This is a genomic window from Tumebacillus flagellatus, from assembly GCF_000714935.1.
In the GTDB taxonomy this organism is placed as follows: Bacteria; Bacillota; Bacilli; order Tumebacillales; family Tumebacillaceae; genus Tumebacillus; species Tumebacillus flagellatus.
On sequence record NZ_JMIR01000042.1, the window covers coordinates 17,829 to 34,236 of the forward strand.

At 56.7% G+C, this 16,408-nt stretch carries 15 protein-coding genes; 6 read left to right on the forward strand and 9 right to left on the reverse strand.

All coding sequences use genetic code 11. The features are described 5' to 3' along the window. Position 1: 1 nt before the first annotated feature. The 3 genes from EL26_RS20750 to nrdR all read right to left on the reverse strand — a co-directional run bounded on the left by EL26_RS20750 (position 2) and on the right by nrdR (position 5,761). Positions 2 to 1,240: a hypothetical protein gene (locus EL26_RS20750; protein WP_038093763.1), complete on the reverse strand. Its 1,239-nt coding sequence runs from the start codon at positions 1,238 to 1,240 to the stop codon at positions 2 to 4. An 883-nt stretch (positions 1,241 to 2,123) separates the two neighbouring features. Further along, entirely contained in the window at positions 2,124 to 5,297 is a 3,174-nt protein-coding gene (locus tag EL26_RS20755) for an adenosylcobalamin-dependent ribonucleoside-diphosphate reductase (RefSeq protein ID WP_038093765.1), read from the reverse strand. Beyond that, positions 5,297 to 5,761, reverse strand: coding sequence for a transcriptional regulator NrdR (gene nrdR / locus EL26_RS20760; protein ID WP_038093768.1), 465 nt, complete (start codon positions 5,759 to 5,761; stop codon positions 5,297 to 5,299). The genes EL26_RS20755 and nrdR overlap by 1 nt, the downstream gene beginning before the upstream one ends. A 304-nt stretch (positions 5,762 to 6,065) precedes the next feature. On the opposite strand from nrdR, the gene EL26_RS20765 reads away from it, so the two are divergent. After that, positions 6,066 to 6,605 carry a GNAT family N-acetyltransferase gene (locus EL26_RS20765; RefSeq protein ID WP_038093772.1) on the forward strand — a complete coding sequence of 180 codons (540 nt, stop codon included), beginning with the start codon at positions 6,066 to 6,068 and terminating at the stop codon, positions 6,603 to 6,605. 114 nt (positions 6,606 to 6,719) lie between these two features. Here the strand turns inward: EL26_RS20765 and EL26_RS20770 are convergent, their stop codons facing one another. Both EL26_RS20770 and EL26_RS20775 read right to left on the reverse strand, forming a co-directional pair. Beyond that, the gene (locus tag EL26_RS20770) at positions 6,720 to 7,526 is read right to left on the reverse strand and encodes a TIGR01457 family HAD-type hydrolase (protein ID WP_238546160.1); all 807 of its coding nucleotides are present in this window, start codon (positions 7,524 to 7,526) and stop codon (positions 6,720 to 6,722) included. 17 nt (positions 7,527 to 7,543) lie between these two features. Then, entirely contained in the window at positions 7,544 to 8,107 is a 564-nt protein-coding gene (locus EL26_RS20775) for a cob(I)yrinic acid a,c-diamide adenosyltransferase (protein WP_038093775.1), read from the reverse strand. A 231-nt stretch (positions 8,108 to 8,338) separates the two neighbouring features. On the opposite strand from EL26_RS20775, the gene EL26_RS20780 reads away from it, so the two are divergent. Beyond that, complete coding sequence (locus EL26_RS20780) at positions 8,339 to 9,163, forward strand: MBL fold metallo-hydrolase (protein WP_038093778.1); 825 nt, start codon at positions 8,339 to 8,341, stop codon at positions 9,161 to 9,163. Positions 9,164 to 9,280: 117 nt separating this feature from the next. Here the strand turns inward: EL26_RS20780 and EL26_RS20785 are convergent, their stop codons facing one another. Together EL26_RS20785 and EL26_RS20790 are read right to left on the reverse strand one after the other, a co-directional pair. Beyond that, positions 9,281 to 10,444, reverse strand: coding sequence for a sensor domain-containing diguanylate cyclase (locus EL26_RS20785; protein WP_038093781.1), 1,164 nt, complete (start codon positions 10,442 to 10,444; stop codon positions 9,281 to 9,283). A gap of 44 nt (positions 10,445 to 10,488) precedes the next feature. Next, positions 10,489 to 11,220 carry an NUDIX hydrolase gene (locus EL26_RS20790; RefSeq protein WP_038093784.1) on the reverse strand — a complete coding sequence of 244 codons (732 nt, stop codon included), beginning with the start codon at positions 11,218 to 11,220 and terminating at the stop codon, positions 10,489 to 10,491. 178 nt (positions 11,221 to 11,398) lie between these two features. Here EL26_RS20790 and EL26_RS20795 point away from each other — a divergent pair, with 178 nt between their 5' ends. Then, positions 11,399 to 11,998 carry a pentapeptide repeat-containing protein gene (locus EL26_RS20795; protein ID WP_038093786.1) on the forward strand — a complete coding sequence of 200 codons (600 nt, stop codon included), beginning with the start codon at positions 11,399 to 11,401 and terminating at the stop codon, positions 11,996 to 11,998. 68 nt (positions 11,999 to 12,066) lie between these two features. On the opposite strand, the gene EL26_RS20800 is transcribed toward EL26_RS20795, so the two are convergent. Together EL26_RS20800 and EL26_RS20805 are read right to left on the reverse strand one after the other, a co-directional pair. Further along, the gene (locus tag EL26_RS20800; protein WP_038093789.1) at positions 12,067 to 13,362 is read right to left on the reverse strand and encodes a sensor histidine kinase; all 1,296 of its coding nucleotides are present in this window, start codon (positions 13,360 to 13,362) and stop codon (positions 12,067 to 12,069) included. Between the two features lies 1 nt (position 13,363). Beyond that, positions 13,364 to 14,041 carry a response regulator transcription factor gene (locus tag EL26_RS20805; protein ID WP_038093792.1) on the reverse strand — a complete coding sequence of 226 codons (678 nt, stop codon included), beginning with the start codon at positions 14,039 to 14,041 and terminating at the stop codon, positions 13,364 to 13,366. A 283-nt stretch (positions 14,042 to 14,324) separates the two neighbouring features. Between EL26_RS20805 and EL26_RS20810 the strand changes: the two genes are divergently transcribed. From EL26_RS20810 to EL26_RS20820, 3 genes are all read left to right on the forward strand, one after another. Then, positions 14,325 to 15,263 (forward strand): MBL fold metallo-hydrolase, encoded by a 939-nt coding sequence (locus EL26_RS20810; protein ID WP_052036646.1) that lies wholly within the window; start codon positions 14,325 to 14,327, stop codon positions 15,261 to 15,263. Positions 15,264 to 15,433: 170 nt separating this feature from the next. Beyond that, positions 15,434 to 15,982: a CcdC protein domain-containing protein gene (locus EL26_RS20815; protein WP_038093795.1), complete on the forward strand. Its 549-nt coding sequence runs from the start codon at positions 15,434 to 15,436 to the stop codon at positions 15,980 to 15,982. A 61-nt stretch (positions 15,983 to 16,043) separates the two neighbouring features. Then, positions 16,044 to 16,280 carry a hypothetical protein gene (locus EL26_RS20820; RefSeq protein WP_038093797.1) on the forward strand — a complete coding sequence of 79 codons (237 nt, stop codon included), beginning with the start codon at positions 16,044 to 16,046 and terminating at the stop codon, positions 16,278 to 16,280. The last annotated feature ends 128 nt before the right edge of the window (positions 16,281 to 16,408 follow it).

Here is a 16,408-nt window from a genome sequence, read left to right on the forward strand (position 1 = left end):
ATTATCCCCCTTGGACAATTGACTTTTGACGGCGGTGCCGCACGAAACGCTCCCGCACGAACAGCCAGATCACCGTTCCGTATTGGACACCGTTGATGACCATGAACACCAACGAATCCAACATCTTATCGATGGAGCCGTGCACCAAATTCATAACGACGGTGACCATGAAGTTAAACCCGATCGGCAGCATGATAAAAATCAACATGACCAGAAACACCGTATACCCGAAGACAAACACCGGGCCGTAAAACCGCGCCGCTTTGACGTCCTGCTCCGCCCATTGCGACGGGTCGTGTTGTTTGTGCTCGGCGCGAATCAGGCGGTACCAGAAGTTGGCGATGATCTGACGGGTGGTCTGCTGCAAATTGACACAGCCGAGCATCGTGACGATGACGTAGTAGATGTCCGTTTGCAGATGGAAGTAAAACTGCCAGACAAACCGCAACATCGTGGTGAACGAGAGCGCCAAGCAAAACTTGACAAAGAAATTGGTTTCCCCTGTGTAGATCAGCGCGACTCCTGCGAGCAGGACCAGCGCCGAAAAAAACATCACATCTCCAAACATCCCCGCCAAAAACGGCAGATACCGCAGTTTGCGCGGCAGTCCGGCGATGCCCGGCATCGACGTTTGGAATACCAGCATGTACATCCGACGTCCGACACTCAGTTTGGTCGGCAGCCCTAACCGCCGGCCGGCAAGCCAGTGCATGCTTTCATGGAACAAAATGCCGGGCATCTGCCCGAGAAATACCCCGACGACCACCAACGTCGAATAGTCGGTGAAAAAGATATGCTTTCGCGCAGGTCGTAACTCCGGGAACTTCCATAGAAACGCAATGCCCGCGCCGATCAGCGCCGCGTAGAGCACCCAAGCCACGGGAGAGAACGCCCATTTCCCAAACGCTTGACCTCGAAGCGTCGAGTTGTCCGTACGGGGAGTTGCGAGATCATTCGCGAGTGGTGCGGCGCCTTCGGTGATCGCCATGATGAATGTGAGATCGCGCAAGATCTCCAAGAAATCCTCCATGTCGAGTTCTTCTTGATAGGTCTCTTCGTACCAGCGGGCCGCTTCACCCACGGTGAGACCCGCTTGCAACTGCTTGATCAACTCCGCGCCGTCCTCTGGAAACACGGCGAAAGTATCCGTTCCAAACCGCCCGATCGACACTCCCGCCGCATCGGGGAGGAAGGTCAGCGGGTGCAGGTGGATGATTCGTTGCTCTAGTTGGTCGTCCATTTGCGGTTCACCTCAATTCCTCCCTTTCGGCATGTATTATGTAGGAGGAGACTCATGCTCCACAAAGTAGCTGGAAAGCATGAAAAAAGCGAAGCCTGCAACGACCTCGCTTTTTTCACAAAAATACTTATGCCGGGAGGCAGTTCCACCAGTCTTGGTACAGGTTAGCAGCCGTGGTCAGTTTAACAGCCTCGGTTTTCTTAACCATCATTTTTTTCATGTTAATTCCTCCCTTTCGATTTATTATGTAGTTGGAAGTTGTTGACTCCTTCTACACTTTTAATGTTATAACACTAGTAATCAGAAGTCAATAGTTAATTATCGAAAAATTGAGATTGGTGTATACAATTATAAACCCAGGTCGCTGAGGTACACCCTCTGCTTAGTTCATGAACGGCCAGCAGTCGTCCGGTACGTACAAGGAAGTTGCGAAGAGTCTTGCGGCTTCCACTTTTTTGATGTGCGCTTTTTTCACGGGGACCCCTCCTTTCAAGTTGAATGACTTACAGCAGCGGCCACGTGCTCGGATCGCAGATCTGACCTTGGTACAAGGAACTTGCGACGCTCGTAAGTTTTACGATCTCAGTTTTCTTAATCATCAGTTTTTTCATGTTCGATTCCTCCCTTCTGTCCGTTGTCCACTCCTTACCACGGGGTGCCGCCCGGACCGCAAGCCGTTCCCGGTCCGTACAGGGAACCTGCGGAGGTGGTGAGTTTTACAATCTCGGTTTTCTTGATTGTCATTTTCTTCATTTTTAACACCTCCTTTCTGTGGTTTGTATTTATAATATAAGTTACTGTGTGTCAAATGATAAATTCCGTCAAAAAACGGGGCCGTCAGATGACGGCCCCGCTGCATGAATGAATGTATTTCTTACTCGATCTAACACTTGCTGAACCCGCACGCTTCACACTCGTTGCACCCGCCCTGTCTGACCAGGCTGTGCTGGTGGCAGTTGGGGCAGAAGTCTTTGCCGGTGTTGTAGTCGCGCAGGGATTTGTGTTCGTGGTGCGCGTGGTCGTCGGCGCACGCCGCTTCCTTGTCTTTCAGGAAGTCAAGATGACGCAGCGGGAACGTTTCGCTGTGTTCGATCAACGACTTGGCGATCGCATCCGGAACGGACGTGATGCGGCGGTCGCCGAACCCGACGGAGCCGGAGCCGCCGATGCCGGAGAGGTTTTTCACCAGCACCGCTTCCTTATCCGGGTTTTGCGAGTCGGACAGGTACAGCGAAATCGCACGGCCAAGCGCCACGTTCGACGCGTACACGTCCGAACCCGCTTTGCCGATGTTCACAAACACTTCACGCGCCAACCCGTCCTGCGGGTCGTCGTTGATCGTGATGTACGCCGAACCCAGCGGGGTGTCTTTTTTGTACGTCGCGCCGTAGAGAACGTCCGGGCGCTGCTTCTTGTAGGCCGGTTTGTTGTCGACAACCGGGAGAGCTTCCGCCGTCGCCGCTTCTTGCGCGACCGCGTCTTCCTGCTTGTCCTCTTCCTTCAGCGACAGCACTTGCTCGGAGCGCGAACCGTCGCGGTAGATCGTCACACCCTTGCAACCGAGCTCATACGCGAGGTCATAGAGGCGCTTCGTGTCTTCCACGGTGTACGAGTTCGGCGCGTTGCAGGTCTTCGAGATCGACGAGTCGATCCACTTCTGCAGCGACGCTTGCACCATCACGTGCTCTTCCGGGGTCAAGTCCATCGCCGTCACGAAGTATTCCGGCAGCTCCGTCACGCCCGGATGCGCTTGGTAGAAGTCGTCCACGATCTTCGCGTTCTCTTCAAACAATCCGAGGCGCGAATTGCGGTAGTAGCTCCACGCGTAGTACGGCTCGCAACCCGTCGAGCAGCCGACCATCGTGCCGGTCGTGCCCGTCGGCGCGATCGTCATCGTCGTGACGTTGCGCACGCCGTGTTCGCGAATCGCCGCGACGACGTGCGGTTTTTCTTGCGCCATGATCTGCATGTAGCCCGATTGCAGGTACTGTTCGGCGTCAAACATCGGGAACGGGCCGTTTTCTTTCGCCAGTTCCACCGATTCCAAGTAGCACCACTCCGCGATCATGCCGAGCAGCACGTCGATCAGCGACGTCGCCGCTTCCGACCCGTAGCGGATGCCGCAGAACAGCATCAGGTCATGCAGACCCATGATCCCAAGCCCGACACGGCGCTCGGTGAGTTGGTTTTTGCGGTTCTCTTCAAACGGGTAGTACGTCGCGTCGATGACCGCGTCTTGGAAACGCAGGCCGGTGCGGACGGCGGTTTCGAGTTCTTCCCATTTAATATGATGCAAGAGGAAGTCCGCGCTGGACTCTGCAAAATGCTTGCCCAACTCGGCGCGGATTTGTTTTTTCAAATCGGCGTTTGCGAACTCCGCCTTCTCTTCCGTGCCGACAAAGCCGACGGCAAAACGGCTCAACACGACCGCGCCGAGGTTGCAGATGCCGTACGCCGGCAGACCTTGCTCGCCGCACGGGTTCGTCGCGATGATCGGGTTGAAGTAGTTCGAGTTCGACATGTGGTTGTAGCGGCCGAGGAAGACAACGCCCGGCTCTGCCGATTTCCACGCCGACAGCATCATCTCGTCCCACAGCACTTCCGCGTCAAACTCTTCCGCCACGACGAGTTCGCGGCCTTCGCGCTCCCATTTGTGGAAGTCGCCGTCGAAGTTGTTCATAGACTCCAGAGCCGGATACCCGATGCTCCACTTCGCACCCGCCGCGCGCGCCGCCATGAATTCCTCGGACACGCCGACAGACAGGTTCGCGCCGGTGATCACGCCGTCGACTTGTTTGCAGGTGATGAACTTGCGGATGTCCGCATGCTTGTCGTTCAAGATCAACATCAGCGCCCCGCGTCGGGAACCGCCTTGCAAGGTGAGTTGGCAACCCACGCTCATGATCTCGCCGACGCCGACCGGCCCAAACCCGTTGGCAAAAACGGCATTGCCTTTGTCGTACAGATTGCCCCAGGAATAGGCGCCGGAACTGCGGCCGTTGACGCCGCGCACGTAGCTGTAGCGCGGACGCAGAGAGGACAGCACCACGGAGACGCGCTTGCCTTTGAGCAGGGCTTCCCACATATCGGCGAGCGTCTCGGCGATCGTGCCGCGCGAATCGCCCGGCGTCAGGCTCAATCCGATCACGTCCTGCACCACCAGCGCGCCGCTTACAACGATCTTCTCGTACAGGTCGGCCGCTTTCACCGTCTCGCCTTTGTGCACCGGAAGACCCTGTTCCAGCCAATCGGTCAAGCTCCCGTCCCAGATCTCGTCATACGATTCGACGGAGGTGTCCGGGAAGAGGAACGTCCACTCGCTGTCTTCTTCCACGGCGCGCAGGAATTGACGGGAAACGCGGATGACTTTGGTCGTGTGCTTGTAGTCTTCGTTCAAGAAATCGACCACGTCGCCGTGCCACACGTCCAACACCAACTGCACGTCGGAGCGCTTCAACTCCTTCACCGGTGTCAGGCTCCCTTGCGGCGGAACTTGCGAGAGGTTCATGCCGACGCCGCCGGAACGCGCTTGAATTTCCAACGTTTGTCCGAACGAGAACGCGTAGTCGCGCGGCGACGGGCCGACGTTCGGGATGACGAAGCAGTTGTACGACGTCGTCTGGATGCCGGTGCCCATCGAAGCGTTGATGCGGCCGCCCGGCACGTACTTCCAGCCTGCCTGCAAGTGATAGAAACGCTGTTCCCACAGCTGCGGGTCGTTCGTCACACCCGCCGCGCCGCGGGCAATCCGGGCCCACATCTCGCGCGGCGACGATTCTTTCAACACATCGATTTGATCCAAGGGGAGTTCCAAGCGATATCCGTCACGCAGTTCCACTTGCACTTGCTGTTTCGCGTCATCCAAGGCAACCACGCGGGCCAACTCGTGGAAAGCGCGTTTTTTATCGATGACGGCGACGACGAGAGAGCCGACGCCGAGGGTGACTTTCTGGGTGTCTTTCAGCAAGTAACGGTCCGAAACGATCCGTTCACCGGTCGGCGCGAGGTAATCTTCTTCGGTAAAAGGCAAGATGCTGGTCTGCAGTTGTTGAGTCATCACTGGTCCCCCTTGTGTGTAAGCAATCCAAGAACTTCCTTCGCAAACGTCTCCACGTCCTTAAACTGACGGTACACGCTTGCAAAACGTACATACGCCACGCCGTCGAGGTCGCGCAGCCGGTCCATCACCTGTTCGCCCACGGCTTCCACAGGGACTTCCTTGTCATATTCTCTGCGCAACGCCTTCTCCACGTGATCGGTCAACGATTCGATCTCATCGACGGCGATGGGGCGTTTCTCGCACGCGCGCAAGACCCCCCGCAACAATTTCTCCCGCGAGAATTCCTCGCGTTTCTTGTCCTTCTTGATCACCATCAGCGGTGCCATCTCGACTTTCTCATAGGTCGTGAACCGTCGTTGACAGTCGGAGTTTTCACACTCCCGGCGGCGGCGCACCGCTTCATCGGTCGCTCGCGATTCGATCACACGCGAGCTCGCATGGGAACAATACGGGCATTTCATCGGTTTGGGGTCCTCGCTTTCTACGTGCGTTCCGAAACACCATATGTAGTGTTCGTTGACTGACGAAAGTGATTATACCCACTAGATTTGGACAGGGTCAAGAGCCTGAAAGTCTATGAAATATGTACCAGCACAGCGATAGAGACGTGCTCAAACGCCTAGAATCGCCTACAATCGCCAAGGGGGGCGAGAAACGGGAGAGGACTCGGTTGACGGAGACGAGCCCTTGATCGACCGTAACGTTTTTGCAGAAGTTGGGTCAGAAGACCTAGAATGTTTTTTTGAAAAAGGGGTGTTGAAGAAGATGGAAGCTGTATTTCCCCGCGTGGAGACGGAGCGCTTGGTCTTGCGCCGGGTGACGCAAGAGGATGCGGACGATGTGTTCGCGTTTCTCTCCGACCCGGAAGTGATGGAATACTACGGAAACGACCCGTTTCCCCGCGAGAAAGTCCCCACCACGATTCAGAACTACGACAGCATGTTTGAAGACAAGCGCGGCATCCGCTTCGGGATTGAAGAAAAAGCCACCGGACGCATCATCGGCACCTGCGGGCTGCAATTTTGGGACCACCGCGACCGCTGTGCCGAACTGGTCTACATCTTGCGCAAAGACTCTTGGAGCCAAGGGGTTATGACGGAAGCGCTCGGCGCTTTGATCCAGTACGGATTCGAGCAGATGGATCTCTACCGCGTGCAGGCCAAGATCGAAGTCCCGAACATCGGGTCGCACCGCGTCGTCGAGAAGGTCGGACTGAAGCGCGAAGGCGTTCTGCGCGGCGCGGCGTACACCTTCGGGGAGTTCCGCGATCTCGTCATCTATGGAAAACTCCGGACGGATGAGTAAAAAATGACCTGTGCAAAAAAGTGTAACCAGCCCTGCGGCACACTCCAAATCGATGCAACAGACAAAAGACCCGTTACCGCACTCACAGGAGGCGCAACGGGTCTTTTTCTCTACTTACTTGTCTGTGCCTTCCACATGACGGCGAAGGTCGGTCAACGAGCGCAGGACGACGGTGGGACGTCCCTGTGCTGTGGCGACGTGCTCTTCCTTGGAGAAGCCCGTCAGCACCAAGACGGTGCGCACGCCGGCGTTCACGCCCGCGAGGATGTCGGTTTCCAAGTTGTCGCCGACGACGACAGAGCGCTCCTTGCTCACGCCGAGGCGCTCCACCGCAAAGTCGATCATCCTCGCCGCCGGTTTGCCCATCACGAGCGGCTCTTCGCCGGATGCGGTGCGAATGGCGGCCGCCAGCGACCCGGAGCCTGGCAGGAGGCCCTCTTCGGTCGGCAGGGCTTTGTCCACGTTCGTCGAAATGAACGTTGCGCCGCTCTGGATGAGCAGCGAGGCTTTTTTCAGCTTCTCATAGGAGAATCCGCGGTCGATGCCCTGCACCACATAGTCTGCCGGACCGTCCTCCACGATTTCGCAGCCCGCCTCCGTCAGCGAAGTGCAGAGGCCCTCTTCACCGACCGGAAAGACGCGCTTGCCGGAACGACCGTCCGTTTTGATGTATTCTGCCGCGACTTGGCTCGACGTAAAAACATCCTCGGGACGCGCCGGGATGCCCAAGTGCCGCAAGTGTTCCGCCACCTGCTCCGGCGTGCGCGAAGAGTTGTTGGTGACGTATAAGTATCGCCGGCCCGATGTTTGCAGCCATTTCACAAACTCCGGGGCGTCGTCGATCACTTCCTTGCCCCGGTAGAGCGTGCCGTCGAGGTCGATCAGGAACGCTTCGATGTCTTGCAGCCAAGTGGTGTCCATCTCGTGTACAAGTCCTCCTAGAAGGTGAAATTCACTTCCGGTTCGTTCGTCCCCGCCCGATGGTTGATGGCGCGTGCCACGACGAACAGGTAGTCGGAGAGGCGGTTCAGATAGCGTTGCACCTCCGGGTTGACCGTCTCGTTCTTGCCAAGCGTCACCGCCACGCGCTCCGCACGGCGGGCGATCGTGCGCGCCGTCTGCAGCGCGGCGGCTGCTTTGTGCCCGCCCGGCAGGATGAAGCGGGTCAGCGGCGGCACTTCCGCGTCAAACCCGTCGATGAAGCTCTCCAGTTGCTCAACGTGCTTGCTTTGGACGTGGTAACCGTTCTCTTGGATCTTCTCAACCGGCGTCGCGAGGTCGCGTCCGAGGTCGAACAGGTCGCGCTGGATGGTCAGCAACTGCTGCTGCAAATCGTCCGTGCGAAACGTCACCTCGCGCAGATACGACATCCCAAGCCCGATCATCGAGTTCGCTTCGTCGATCGTCCCGTACGTTTCCACGCGCACGGCGTCCTTGGGAACACGGTGGCCGTAGATCAGCGAGGTTTCGCCCTTGTCTCCCGATTTGGTATAGATTTTCACTCTTACCATCTCCTTTCCGGTCTCATCTTATCATATCTGATACAAGACGAAAGAGGCCACTCTCGCGAGGGCCTCCTGCCGTTTGTGTTCATTGGACTAGCACCTGCGCTGTTTCCCCAAACAACGCAGCTCTCATTATTTCCCCATGTCAGAATTATAAGATATTTTTCCACTCTTGTAAACACCGTTATACTAAAAACGAGGCAGCTTTTAGCAGAGGAGGTTCGTACTTTGAAAGTCACCCCGCATGTCCATCAACTGCCGGTCACCACGCCGACGCTGTTCCCGGCGACGACGACCAACGTTTATCTGGTGGTCGACGGAGACCGTGCCGTTTTGATTGATGCCGGATATGAACATGAAGACGCCCATCGCAAAGTGGCGGAGTATGTGCAAGAGATCGGAGCCCCGAAAGTGGAGGCGATCTTGATGACGCACTACCACCATGACCATACGCCGGGCGCGAAGTTTTTTTCGAAGCATTTTGATTGCCCGGTGTACGCGCATCCGCTGGAAGTGGAGCATGTGGAGCGGGAAATCGCGCCGGTCAAAGTCGACGGGACGCTGGAAGAAGGCGATATCGTCGAGGTGGGGAGCTTGAAGTTGCACGTGCTGCACGCGCCGGGACACACGCACGGCTGCTTGAACTTCTGGCTGCCGGAAGACCGCGTGCTGTTCACGGCGGACAACGTCGTCGGCGCGGGCACGACGTGGATCGGCCCGCCGGACGGGGATTTGCGCGTGTACTTGGACACCTTGCGCCGGTTGAAAACGTTCGACGCCGCGTGGATGGCGCCGGGGCACGGCGGGATGATCGCCGACGTCGAGGAGAAAATCGACTTCTTCATCGGCCGCCGCTTGGAGCGCGAAGAGCAGGTCTACCAGCTGTTGCGGCAACAGCCGCGCACCGAGGCGGAACTGGTGGATGCGGTGTACAAAGGAAGCGTCCACCCGAGCGTGATGTGGGTGGCGGAGAGAACCATCCAAGGCATCCTCGTGAAGCTGGTCGAGGACGGGCGCGCTGTGGAGAAAGATGGGACGTACCACGCACAGTAAGTTAAGAAAAAAGACCTGTCGCCGGATGCAAAGCCAATTCGGGACAGGTCTTTTTTTGAAAAAAGAAGCCTGTCGCCGCGTGCAAAGCCAATTCTGGACAGGTCTTTTTTCCCTTATTTACGGTTGATGTTGAAAGCTGTTCAGGAGTTGTTGGAACTCCTCCGCCGGGACCGGGCGGCTGAACAGGAAGCCTTGGGCCTCGTCGCACAGTTTCTCGCGAAGGTAGTCGAGCTGTTCGACCGTCTCGACTCCCTCGGCGGTCACTTGCAAGTGGAGGTTGTGCGCCATCGAGATGATCGTGGGCACAATCGCCGACTCGTGCGTCAACATCAGCGTGTCGCGCACGAAGGACTGGTCGATTTTCAACCGATCCAGCGGGAACTTCTGCAAGTAGCTCAGCGACGAATACCCCGTGCCGAAATCGTCCATGCCGATGCGCAAGCGGTGACCTTGCTCTTGCCACGTTTTGCACTGCCGGCTCGCCATACGCATCACCTGTTCGCCGATCGGCACGATCAAGCCGGTCTCTTCGGCTAAAGGGATAAACTGTAACGCGGGCACCAACCTGCGGGCGCGAAACCCGAGAAGTTTTTCCGCGGCGGGATTCACTTCCACGAAGTAGCCCTGCAAGTCGATGGTGAAGATCGCGTTCGGATTGTGCTCGAACAGCGACTTATACCGCAACTCGCTGAGTTCCAACTTCGTCGATTGCACCGACAACCGACGGTCGACCACGGCGCTGACGATAACAAACCCCAAGATGACCAACGTGCCAAGCCCGATGGCATACGCCATCCCCCACGAATTCATCGAACCCGATTCATCCATTCCCGCCATGTCCATCAACTGAAACTTGGCGGCCGCCATGCCGGTGTAGTGCATGCCGGATATCGCAAATCCCATGATCACGGCGCTGCCGATTTTGCGGGCCCAAAACCGTCCGTCCAACGTCTCACTTCGCAGGCGGAACAGCAAAAACAGCGCCGCCCACGACGCCCCCGCGGCGATCGCGACCGACAACAAGAACAAAGGCGGTTGGTAGGTGATCTCCGCAGGCATCCGCATCGCTTTCATGCCCGTGTAGTGCATCGCCACGAAGTGCATCGACCAAACACCGGTGCCCATCGTGATCGCGCCGGCCCCCAACCAGATGCGCCGCGCCACTCCCCGCGAAGCGGTCACCCGGCTCGCCAAGTCGAACGCCGTATAGGAAGCAATGATGGCGATGAGAATCGACAATGTCACCAGCGGCATGTGGTACGTACGCTGGATCACGTCCATCAAGAGCTCCCCCTCTTCACCCTATTTGTACTTCCCCCCGGCAATTACGCCAACTCTTCCGGTGTCGGCGTCCCCACTCCGACGGTAGAGTTCCACAGGTCCTGCGCCCGCTGAAAACGCCCGATCGCCCGCAACGAATCGAGAGTGGGCGGCACCATGTCCATCTCGCCCTGCGAAGCGCCTGCCAACGCGGAGGTTACGTCATACCAGCCGTCTTCCTCAACTTCGCCCGCATGAGGCTCCGGCGTCTGACCTTCCGGCAAAATCGTCAAAAAGTACCGTGTGTCGAAACGTTTTTTGGAAACTTTGCGAGGAGTCAGTCGGTGACCGAAGTAGCGCATGGAGTCGGTGGCAAGCGTCAGACCCGCCTGCTCCACCACATCATAAAAAGAAATCTCGCCCGCGAGCATCTTCTGCCGCACGTCGCGATAGTTCCTCGACTGAATCAATTGCCCGGACGCGTCACGCGCCAAGAGGATGCCGACTTCCTCAAACGCTTCCCGCAGCGCGCACACCCAGTACGAAAGCGGCAGCCCTTCCGGATTCAGTTCCGGGGTCAGCGGCGCCGCAAGAGCCGCAAAGCGCGGGTCCTGATCTTCTTCGTCCATCTGGCCGCCCGGATACACATAATGGCTTGCCAAAAAACGCATCGTCTGAGGTCGTTTCGTCATGTATACTTCCAGCCGCTCCGGCGTCGTCTGTTGCCGAACCAGCAAGATCGTCGCCGCTTGTTGGATCAATTCCGGCTGTTCCGATTGTCCCGGTGTCTCCGTCAAGAGGAGTCCCTCCGTTTCAGTTCCTGTTATTCTTCTTGTTGCTGTTGATTTCTGAGTAGTAATAAGCCAAGTGCCAAATCATCGTAACACGTAAATACGAATTCTTTCAACTGTAAGTAGAATCTGTCCTCCTGCTCAGGTAAACTAAAGTAGGTATAAACGAGAGGACGTGACACAGATGTGGAAAGAGCAGGTATTTGAGGGGGAAAATTTCAATCACGAGGGGTTTGCAAACGAAGAATGGCAAGACTGCCAGTTTGTCGCCTGCTCGTTTCGAGATGCGGATTTGCGGGAATTGGTGACACGCGGATGCGTGTTTACAGAGTGTGATTTCAGCGGAGCGCAGTTCAATGCGTCGGAGCATGCCAACAGCGCTTTTTTGAACTGCAAGTTTGATCATGCGAATTTCTTGGTGGCTACATTTCGGTCGTGCAAGATGACCGGTTCCAGTTTTGTCAAAACGAACTTCAGCGGCTTCTCGATTGAGGGCGGCGATTGGTCGTTTGCCAACTTGCGCCTGCAAGACTTGCGCGGACAAACCTTGAAACACGTTCGCTTCACCGAAAGCGACCTCTACGGCGCCAATTTGGAAAAAACCGACCTGCGCGGCGCCGACCTCTCCCGCGCCGTCCTCACCAACGCCAAACTCGCCAAAGCAGACCTGCGCGGCGCTGTCTTGGAGGCGGTGGACTTGCGTACGTTGGACTTGCGCGGCACGCGCATCGACTTGGAGCATGCGATTCAGTTGGCGAAATCATTCGGCGCGAAAGTGGAGTAAGCGGATGTCGTGGAGGGAGACGTCCCTTTTGTTTATAGAAGAAAAAAGGAGTGTGCCTGTACGCAGGCTCACTCCTTTTTGTCTTTGGGCAAGAGGACGGTCAACGTCGTGCCTTGGTGAAGCGTGCTCTCGGCACGAATTTTGCCGTGATGCGCTTCGGCGATCCATTCGGCGATCGACAGCCCCAGTCCGGAACCGCCCTCGGCCCGCGTGCGGGCTTTGTCTCCCCGGTAGAATCGGTCGAAGATCCGCGCCACATCGTCCGGCGCGATGCCGATTCCGGTATCCGCTACTATTAACTCGATCATGCCGCCGCCCGCGTTGCGGCAGGTGAGGCGGATGCGCCCGCCCTCGGGGGTGTATTTCAAAGCGTTGTCGAGCAAGATCAACAGCAATTGCCGAATGCGGTTGGCGTCGCCGATCATCTCCAGCTCGTCTTCGATGTTCGTTTGCAACTCAATCTCTTGCAGTTCCGCCATCAACGTGTAGTCTTCCGCGACGTCGCGCACCACCTCGTCCAGACGAAACGGACGAAGTTCGAGCAGTGCTTGGTTGGAATCGGTGCGGGCGAGTGTCAGCAAGTCGCTGACCAGTTTGGTCATGCGCTTCGTCTCTTTGAGCACGACGGCGACGTTGCGGCTCTGCTCTTGAATCGTCTCGTCGGGATGGCGAAGCATCAGTTCGGAGTGCGACTGCACGACGGCGAGCGGCGTGCGCAGTTCGTGAGAGGCATCGGCGACGAATTGCTGCTGCCGCTCCCATGCCTGACGAATCGGGACGAGAGCCCGTCCGGCGAGGAAGAACCCCGCCCCGACGATCAGCCCGCCGCCCACCACGATGACAAGGACGGTGACGACCAGCAGCGTCTCCAGCACGTCCTGCTCCGCGTCGATGTTGCGCACGACTTGCACGGTGTTCTGCACCTTTTGCACCGGCTGCCCCGCCATCCCCGTTTGTGGAAGTCCGGAAAAAAACGGCGTGTTCTGCGGGAACTGATACTGGGTGACCGGCGCGGTCAGCACGCGGTAGTAATGGTTGTCGAGGTGCAGCGTCTGCGGCACGTCGGAGATCTGCAAGTCGCGCAGAGTTTCGAGATCCGATTCCCCAAACTGCACATCGGTTTGGTTCAGCACGTCGCCCTGCTTGTCATAGATGATCGTCACCGCCGGACGGTCGAGGGGCCGGCCTCCGGGGTGCAACAGCGGTTGCATCGGGATGGCGGCGATTTCGCGCAGGCCGTCGTCCACGCGGTCGAGCAAGCGATGCTCGATGTAGACGTACAGCCCGATGCCGCACGTAATCAGCATGACGAGAAACACCACGGCGTTGAGAGTTGCCAATTGGACGCGAATCTTCTGGAACATCTCAAGCGTTCCCTCTCAGCATGCAGCCGACGCCGCGCACGGTTTGGATGTAGTGGTCGCAACCGTGGACGGCGAGTTTTTTTCGAAGGTAGTGGAGATAGACGTCGACGACGGACGTATTGGTATCGACTTCAAATCCCCAGACCCGGTCGAAGATCTGCTCGCGGGTGAGTATCTGCTCGGCGTTGATCAGCAGGAATTCCAGCAGTTTGTATTCCTTGGCGGTCAGTTTCAGCGGCTGGTTGTCCACATAGCCGTCGCGGGATTTCGAGCGAATCGAAAGCGGCCCGTACGTGATGTCGCCGTCCGGGTTGACTGAGCTGTTGCGGCGAAGCAATGCACGGGCGCGGGCGAGCAATTCGGCGACGGCAAACGGTTTGACGAGGTAGTCGTCCGCCCCCGCGTCCAGTCCGCGCACGCGGTCTTCCACCGAATCGCGCGCGGTGAGCAGCAAAATCGGCGTGGCGAGGCCGCGTTTGCGCAGGTGTTGGACGATCTCCAGCCCCGTCGTGCCGGGCAACATGATGTCGAGCACGATCAGGTCGTAGATGCCCTGGGTGGCGAGCATCTCGCCGTCATCTCCGTTTTCAGCCGTGTCGACGGCGTATGATTCCTCTTCGAACATCTGCCGGATGGCGTCCAACAGCGGACGGTCGTCTTCCACGAGCAAGATGCGCATGCGGAGGCCTCCTTTTTTGGATTCCTTGATTTTTTACTCCTTCTATTGTAACAAGAACAACAGGCAACGTCTCGTGTGCCTGTTGTTCTTGTGTGTGTTGTGTAGGTATGTGTAGGCTCTTGAACGGAACTCCTTTCAAGAGAGTATGGTCGTTGCCTACAGATTCAGTATGTAGGAACGTTCTTAGAAAAGCCTTAAAAAACGATGTGCAATTCGTGACAATCACGCTACAATATAATGGTAATTGGAAAATTTGTTTTTTTACGACAAGGAGGGCTTCCCCATGGCGACGGCAGACCTTTTGACCGCATCGAAACACTTTACTCTGGAGCGCCTCGCAGACGGTGTCTACGCGGCGATTGAAAACACCGGATTCGGAGCGTTCAGCAACGCCGGCTTCGTGGATTTGGGAGATCGCACGCTAGTGTTTGATTCGTTCCAGACCCCGCAAGCAGCGCAAGACTTGCGGGCGGCGGCGGAGCAATTGACGGGCAAGCCGGTCTCGATTCTGGTCAACAGCCACCGACACGGCGACCATGTGCGCGGAAACCAAGTGTTTCGCGACGCGGTGATTCTCTCGACGGAGTTGACCCGCGAGTTGATCGGACAAGACCGTGCCCGCGTGGCTCAACAACGGGATGGCATTCACGGGTACCATGCGAGTTTGCCCGCCAAAGTGGAGGCTGCACAGACGGAAGAAGAGCGTCGCGCCTTGGAAATGCAACTGTCGCAGATCGGGGAGATCTGCGAGACGATCGACACGTTGGAGTTGACGTTGCCGACGGTGACGTTTTCCGAACAACTTGTGATTCACGGCACGAAGCGTCGGGCGGAGTTGTTCTGTTTTGGCGGCGGTCACTCCCCGAGTGACACGTTCCTCTACCTGCCCGAGGAGAAGATCGTTTTTTTCGCAGACTTGTTGTTTACGAGCGGTCATCTGGCGGTCTGGGAAGATGCGCGGGAGTGGCATCGGATCTTGACCCGCGTGCAGGAAGAGTTTGCGATGGACGTGTTGGTGCCGGGGCACGGTTCAGTAGGGACTCGGGAGGATTTGGCGAAAAACCTGCGCTATTTGGAGGTGTTTTTGCAAACGATCGAGGAAGGCAAGGCACGAGGGCTTTCCGAAGACGAATTGCAAAAGCTGCCGATCCCGGAGGAGTTGGCAGGTCTTGCCTATCCGAACAACTGGGCGTCTTCGCTGCGCGTTCAGGCCGTTAAGTAAAAGAGTGAGGACTTTGACCACATCTTCCGCCGATGTGGTCTTTTTGAACCATGACTTTTTACACCCACACGCTGAGTTGAAAAACATGAAGGACGACAGATGAAGATCTGTGAAAGGCTGGTTACAATGAATTCGTAAACGATACTTACTGACGAATGGAGATTGGTCATATGTTGACAAAAGAACAGTGGGATTTGATTGGCTATGGTGTTTGGGCCATCATCATCTACATGACGCTCAAACAATTCTTGGAAACCCGCCGTCCGGTCAAAGGCAACGGACTGCGCATCCTGTTAAGCGATATCTTGTTGGTTGCTCCGCTGCCTTGGATCATTGAGGTTTGGTACAAGCGCGGTGTGCAAGAAGACATCCTCCTGTGCTTCCTGTACGGTGTGCTGCTGGCGATTCCCTACATCCTGTTCTCAAACTACGCGGTGAACAAGGACGGCAAAATTCAGTTTAAGTCGAACATCATCTTCTACATCATCTTGTTCGCCTTCCCGATTCTGCGGTACGAAGTGCGGACCTACATCTTCAACCACCATCCGATCTTCTTCCAACAATATCTTCCGAAAGCGTACGTTCCGGACATCGAGATCATGCTCTCGTACTACATCATGGTGTTGGTCGTCTCCACGTTCGTATGGCGTCTGTGGTGCTACTTCCGATTCCGTGCCGTGGCAGCCAAAGCGCAAGCCAATCGTTCGATGAACGCGTAAGAACAGAAGGGACGTCACTTGTACGTCCCTTTCTTTATCCGCTGGAAGGATGGAGAACATCATGGAAAGTAAAAACTTCAACCAAGTGACCGACTTGTTCCTGACGATGGGGTACTTGGAGATGGAGCAGGAGATTGCGCAAGGCCAGAATTCGTGGCAAGGGATCAAGAAATTGAACCAAGACTTCTTCAGCGTTGTGGAGTTGGTCGTCTTCCGCCATGATCCGGAGAATGTCATCCAGAACTCCGTGGTCATCAACCGGCAGCATTTCTTGAGCGTACTGGAGTCGATTGAATAAGCAAGAAATGAGTAACCAAAAAGCCCGTCCTTCGCGTTGAAGGACGGGCTTTTCTATGATCGGTTTGGTGCGGTCAAGAGGACTTGAACCTCCACGGGGTTGCCCCCACAAGAACCTGAATCTTGCGC